Origin of the sequence: Cellulosimicrobium sp. 4261 (assembly GCF_040546915.1) — a bacterium.
Classification (GTDB): Bacteria; Actinomycetota; Actinomycetes; order Actinomycetales; family Cellulomonadaceae; genus Cellulosimicrobium; species Cellulosimicrobium cinnabarinum.
In genome coordinates this window covers 33,242-39,241 of record NZ_JBEPOQ010000022.1, presented here as the reverse complement: position 1 = coordinate 39,241, position 6,000 = coordinate 33,242, and the positions used below count along the sequence as shown (strand labels likewise).

The following is a 6,000-nucleotide window of genomic DNA, read 5'->3' as shown; positions in this document are numbered from 1 at the left end:
CCTGGTCGACGACGCGGCGGCCTCGCGCCTGCAGCTGGGGGACTACTACCGCCAGACGTACGCGTCCAAGCCCGACTGGCAGGGCCTCTGACCCGCCGTCCAGGTCAGGTCGAACCCGCCCGGACTTCACCCGCTCAACAACTGGACGCCCGTCCAGTTGGGTGTCTAGGTTGAGGGCCAGCCGATGCCCGCACCACAGCCCCCTGCAGGTGCGGGCATCGGCGACGACGGCGGTGCCGCTTCTCGTGTCCGACACGCCCGTGCCCCTGCTGCTCCGGTCCCGCTGGTCCGCGGGGGTACGGCGGCGCCCGTGGACGACGCCCGCCGAGACCCGACCGACCACGACCCGACGGGAACCACCATGAGCACCTCGACCGGGCGCCGCGCCGCCGGGCGGGCCACCGCCGCCGCCGCTCTCGCCGCCACCGCCGCGCTACTCGCGGGGCCGGCTCACGCGGCGGAGGGCGACACCTACGTGCCGACCGAGCCGTCGATGCGCCTCACGACGCTCGCGCCCGTGTGCGAGAGCGACGCCGCGTACCTCGACTACGCGATCGAGGTGGAGGGCACCGACCACGACACCGCGACGGTCACGTGGATCAACCCCGACGGCGAGAGCGTCGTGCAGAGCGGGCTCCCGCTCTCGGGCCGCCTCCTGTGGCCGGGCGCCGTCGTCGACGACGCGGGCCGCGGGGTCGACTGGCCGGGCTGGCGCCTCGAGGACGGCCGGTGGGTCGAGGGCGACGAGTACGACTGGGTGCGCCCCTCCGTCGACGTGCGCTTCGAGGTCAACCCCCACGTCGTCGTGACGACGGTCTACCCGCCGGCGTCGCCCGACTGCGCGACGAACCCGCCCGGGCTGGGCGACCCGGCCGGCGCCGTCCCGGTCTCGAGCACGGTCAGCGCCTCCGCGGCGAACCCGGGCCTCGCGGAGACCGGCGTGAGCGCGGCCCTGTACGCCGGGATCGCCGCCGTCCTCGCCGCCGCGGGCACCGCGATCGTCCTCGTGTCCCGCCGGACCCGCCGCGGCTGAGCCGCCGCAGAGCTCTCCCTGCACCGACGCCCGTCGGCCGCGCACCTCGCGCGACCGGCGGGCGTCGTGCTGTCCGCGCGCCGCCCTTGACCCTGCCGACCCGCCGGGCTACCTTCCTGACGTCAGACATCTGACATCATCTGTTCAAGCGTTCTCGGCAGCGTCGCCGCGTTCCCCGTGACCGTCCGCCCGCGCCGAGCACCGACCGGAAGGAACGGCATGATCGGACACCTCCGCAGACCCGCGCACCGCGCGGTGACCCTCGCCGCGGCGCTCACGCTCGCGGTGGGCGGCGTCGTCGCCCCCGTCACGACGGCGTCGGCCCACCACACGACCCTCGCCCCCGACTTCGACCTCGCGCCCGCGACCGGGGGCCCGGGCTCGTACGCCGAGCAGCAGCTCGCGACGAACGGCCAGGGCGGCTTCCCCAACTACCGCATCCCCGCGCTCACCGTGGCGCCCAACGGCGACGTCCTCGCCTCGTACGACGGCCGCCCCACCGCGGCCGACTCCCCCGGCCCGAACTCGATCCTCCAGCGCCGCTCCACGGACGACGGCGTCACGTGGGGGCCACAGGAGGTCGTCGCCGCCGGGAAGACCACCGCGCCGATCGAGGGCTACTCCGACCCGAGCTACGTCGTCGACCGGGAGACGGGGACGATCTTCAACTTCCACGTGAAGTCGTACGACCAGGGCTTCGGCGGCTCCCGGCCGGGCGTCGACCCGACCGCGCGCGACGTCATCCACGCCAACGTCTCCGCCTCCACGGACGACGGCCGCACGTGGACCCACCGCACCATCACCGCCGACGTCACGGCGGACCTCGGGTGGCGCTCGCGCTTCGCCGCGTCGGGCCAGGGGATCCAGCTCCGGTACGGCCCCCACGCGGGACGGCTCGTGCAGCAGTACACGATCATCAACGGGTCCGGGCAGTTCCAGGCCGTGTCCGTCTACTCCGACGACCACGGCGCGACGTGGCAGGTCGGGCAGCCCGTCGGCACGGGCATGGACGAGAACAAGACCGTCGAGCTCTCGGACGGGCGCGTCATGCTCAACTCGCGCGACTCCGCCGGGTCGAAGTACCGCAAGGTCGCGTACTCGACCGACGGCGGCGTGACGTACGGGCCGGTCACGCTCGACACCGAGCTGCCCGACCCGACCAACAACGCCTCGATCGTGCGCGCGTACCCGAACGCGCCGCAGGGGTCGGCCGAGGCGAAGGTGCTCCTCTTCTCGAACGCCGCGTCGCAGACCGGGCGCGTCAACGGCACCGTCCGCGTCAGCTACGACGACGGCGAGACGTGGCCCGTCGCGCGCGTCTTCCAGCCGGGCGGCATGGCGTACTCGACGCTCGCCACGCTCGCGGACGGGACCGTCGGCCTGCTCTACGAGCCGGGCGGCGGCGGGGGCGGCATCCGGTTCGCCAAGCTCGACCACGACTGGCTCCTCGCGGCCCCGAGCAGCACGCCCGGCGAGGTCGAGGTCACCGCGGCGAGCGTCACGAGCGCGACGCCGGCCGGCGGCTGGAAGGTCGGCGACGTCGTCACCTACTCCTTCACGGTGACCAACCTGTCCGACGCCGTGACGACCGTCTCCCCGACGGGGGACCTCGAGCGGTTCGACCCCGCGCAGGGCGCGCCGAACTGCCGCTACCGCAACCTCGGGGCGCGCGCGGCGTACACGTGCACGTCCGCCCGGCACACGATCACGCAGGCCGACCTCGACGCGGGCTTCTTCGCCCCGCGCACGACGTGGACGTCGACCTCCGGCACGACCGTCACCACCGTCGAGCACGAGGGTCCGGGCGTGTACTTCGGGGCACCCGGGAACATCAGCGTGCGCGGCACGCACGCGAACCCGCGGGAGACGTACGCCGTGGGCGACCGCCTGAGCTTCACGTTCGACGTGCGCAACCTCTCGACGGCCGCGACCCAGGTCGTGCCGACGGGCAACCTGTCCGGGCTCGACCCCGCGAACGCCGCGCAGAACTGCCGGTACCGGAACCTCCCGGCCGAGGGGTCGTACACCTGCACCTTCGCGTACCACGTCGTCACGCAGGCCGACCTCGACCGCGGGTCGTTCACGCCCGCCACGACGTGGACCTCGACCTCCGGGTCGAGCGTGACGGTCGTCGAGCTCGACGGTCCGACGGTCGAGCTCCCGACCGCCCCGGCCGCTCTCGCCGTCCAGGCGACGAGCCGCTGCCTCGCCGGCGGCGCCTACGTCGCGGTCACGGCGCGCAACACCGGTGACGCGCCCGCCGACGTCACGCTGCGCACGCCGTACGGCGAGCGCACGGTGGCGGACGTCCAGCCGGGCCGGGCGGCGTACCAGTCGTTCGCCGTCCGCGCGGCGTCGGTCGACGCCGGGAGCGCGAGCGCCGGGACGGCCGCGGCGGCCGTGGACGCCGACTACGCGGCGACCGACTGCTCCTGACCCCCGGAGCGTCCGGCCGGGTGACGCGGGGGCGTCACCCGGCCGGGACGGCGTCGGTGCGGGCCGGGACGCCGGCCGCCCGGCGCGAGAGCAGCGCGGCGACGAGGAAGCAGACGGCGCCGAGGAGCGTCCCGGCGTCGTCCCACCATGCGCTCAGGTACGTGCCCGTGGACGGATCGACGTACGCCCCGACGGCGGACGCCGCGAAGGCGACGGAGCCGATCATGTTCAGCCACGTGCCGTGCCACGTGCGCGCGTCGGTGTCCCAGAGGTGGCCCCGGTCGCGCGTCGCGAGGACCGCGAGCGCCGACGACACGAGGAACGCGACCGAGCCGTAGGCGTCCGGCCTCCACCCCACCCACAGCGCGGTCGGGGCCTTCACGGCCGCGACGAGGGCCGCCGTCGTGCTCACGTTGAAGCACAGCGTCCCGACGAGCTGCACGGCCGCGGACCACCAGTCCCAGCGGTCGGCGGGCGGCGTGCCCGTCCGGGGCGAGCGGCGCCCGCTCAGGCCGAGCTGGACGAACGCCGCGGCCGTGAAGAACACCGAGCCGACGACGAACGTCACCCCGGTCGCCACGGCGCCCACCGCGCCTGCGTACGGCGGGAGCGCGCCGACGAGGAAGCACAGCGACCCCGCCGCGAACCCCCACGCCTCGCGCCGCAGGCGGCGCCCCGGGTCGGCGGTGCGGGTGCGGGTCATGCTCATCCTTCCGCCGTGCCGGGCCGGCCCGCGCGACGGCGGACCGGCCGTGTCAGGCGAGGATGCGGGCCTTCTGGGCCTCGAACTCAGCCGGCGTGAGCACGCCCTGGTCGCGGAGCGCGGCGAGCTGCGTGAGCTGCTCGATGCGCGCGTCGGTGGCCGCCGGGGCCGGCGCGGCGTACTGCGGCGGCGGGGCCGCGTACTGCGGCTGCTGCGGCGGGGCCGCGTACTGCGGCTCCTCCTGCGCGGCCCAGCGGCCCGCCTGGCGGCGCGAGACACGGTTCGAGACAGCGGTCGCCGTCCCGGCGACGACGGCGGTGCGGGCGACGCCGCGGAGCAGTCCTGGCACGGTGGTCTCCTTCCTGGCGCCGGTCAGCCGACCGGCTCGGTGGCGTCCAGCGACGCGATGAGCGCCTGGACCGGGATGCGCCCGCTCGCGACGAGCTGGGCACCGTTGCGACGCAGCGCGGTCGCGAACGGCGCCGCCCACACGTTCTCGTACACCAGCACGACGGCCGTCATGCCGGGCTCGACGGCGTCCACCGCCTGCGCGAGGTCGTCGTCGTCGAGCAGCCCCGACCGCGCGCCCTCGAACACCGCGAGCTCCGTCGACCCGTCGTCGAGCTCCTCGAGCCCGACGGCCGTCACGCCGCCGTCGTCCTCGCGGCGCACGACCACGAGGTCGAGCACGCGGATGATGCCGCGGTCCACGAGGTCGACGAGATAGGGGAACGCGGCGTCACCCGTCGCGCGGTCCGTCGGGAGCTCGACGACGAGGAAGTCGACGGGCCCGCTCTCCCGGAGGTCGTCGAGCCCGCCACCGGGCCCGTCGCTGAGTTCCTGCGTCATCGTCGCGTCCTCCCCGCGTCCGTCCCGCGCGGCGCACGGGCTCCGTCCCCCAGGCTCGCTCCCTGACGCGCCCGCGTCCTCACCCGGGAAGTGTGAAGTCGAGCCGACCCTCGCGACCTCGAGGGAGGGCAACACCTGGTCCTTCAGTCTCTCCGTCGGCTGGGTCCGTGTCGGAGGGTCGGAAGCGTGCGGCGGCCCGAGCGAAGCCCGGGTGGGCTGGACGCTCTGAGCTCCCCGAACACGGACCTCATCGGGCGATGCGTGGTCGACCTCGACGACACCCCGTGGCCGCTCGACACGACCACGCAGCCGGTCGGCTTCGACGACCCGCCAGCGCGACAGCGCGCGCCGCTCCCCGCGTCCTCACCGGCCGTGCACTCCACCATGGCAACGCGCTGGGCTACGTCGCTCCTACTCTCAGGGGCGCCCGATCGCGTCCGCCCGGCCACGCCCACCCTTGTCGCCCTTCGCGCGAGCCCTCTCAGCCGCAGCCGATCTCGACGTGCTCGGTGACGGCCGTGAACGAGGCCTGGTAGTCGTCGTCGAGCAGGAGCTCGGTCCCGTCGCCGCCGTCGGCGAGGGATTCCGCGACGCCCGAGGCCGTCGTCGTCACGCGGTCCCAGTCCGCCCTGAGCTCGTCGGGCGCGGCGACCTCGCGCATCGTCTCCGCGTCCTGAGCGAACGCGTCCGCGGCCTCGTCGCGCGTGAGCGACTCCGTGCTGGCCCTGACGGTCTCGGCGTAGGACCGGGCGGCGTCGCAGAAGCTCGGCTCGTCGTCGGCCGAGCACGCCGCGACCGACACCAGGACCACAGCCACCGCGGCGGCCACCGCGACCCGGGACCGCAGAGCTCTCATGACCGTCCTCGTCTCGCGCTGCCCGACCTGGTGGTCCGGCCTCCCCGGGCGGCCCGGCGAGCACTGCCGATGATGCCCCAGGCGCTGCCACGCCGCTCCTCGGCGGGCGCGGCCGGTCGTCCG

Annotated in this window: 6 protein-coding genes and 1 pseudogene; 3 read left to right on the top strand and 4 right to left on the bottom strand. The window is 75.0% G+C overall.

What is annotated here, in order from left to right; translation table 11 throughout:
• The 3 genes and pseudogenes from ABIE39_RS18055 to ABIE39_RS18045 all read left to right on the top strand — a co-directional run.
• Positions 1–91, top strand: a pseudogene (locus ABIE39_RS18055) (glucosamine-6-phosphate deaminase); the annotation flags it as partial.
• Positions 92–361: 270 nt separating this feature from the next.
• On the top strand, positions 362–1,033 hold the full coding sequence (locus tag ABIE39_RS18050) for a peptidase (protein WP_354052919.1): 672 nt from the start codon (positions 362–364) through the stop codon (positions 1,031–1,033).
• A 219-nt stretch (positions 1,034–1,252) separates the two neighbouring features.
• The gene (locus ABIE39_RS18045; protein WP_354052917.1) at positions 1,253–3,469 is read left to right on the top strand and encodes a sialidase family protein; all 2,217 of its coding nucleotides are present in this window, start codon (positions 1,253–1,255) and stop codon (positions 3,467–3,469) included.
• A 34-nt stretch (positions 3,470–3,503) separates the two neighbouring features.
• Here ABIE39_RS18045 and ABIE39_RS18040 read toward each other — a convergent pair whose 3' ends face one another.
• From ABIE39_RS18040 to ABIE39_RS18025, 4 genes are all read right to left on the bottom strand, one after another.
• The gene (locus tag ABIE39_RS18040; protein WP_354052915.1) at positions 3,504–4,172 is read right to left on the bottom strand and encodes a hypothetical protein; all 669 of its coding nucleotides are present in this window, start codon (positions 4,170–4,172) and stop codon (positions 3,504–3,506) included.
• 52 nt (positions 4,173–4,224) lie between these two features.
• Positions 4,225–4,521, bottom strand: a complete 297-nt coding sequence (locus ABIE39_RS18035) for an SHOCT domain-containing protein (protein ID WP_175010133.1) — start codon at positions 4,519–4,521, stop codon at positions 4,225–4,227.
• 23 nt (positions 4,522–4,544) lie between these two features.
• Positions 4,545–5,021 carry a DUF6325 family protein gene (locus tag ABIE39_RS18030; RefSeq protein WP_074804489.1) on the bottom strand — a complete coding sequence of 159 codons (477 nt, stop codon included), beginning with the start codon at positions 5,019–5,021 and terminating at the stop codon, positions 4,545–4,547.
• Positions 5,022–5,502: 481 nt separating this feature from the next.
• On the bottom strand, positions 5,503–5,877 hold the full coding sequence (locus ABIE39_RS18025; RefSeq protein WP_175010134.1) for a hypothetical protein: 375 nt from the start codon (positions 5,875–5,877) through the stop codon (positions 5,503–5,505).
• Between the last annotated feature and the right edge of the window lie 123 nt (positions 5,878–6,000).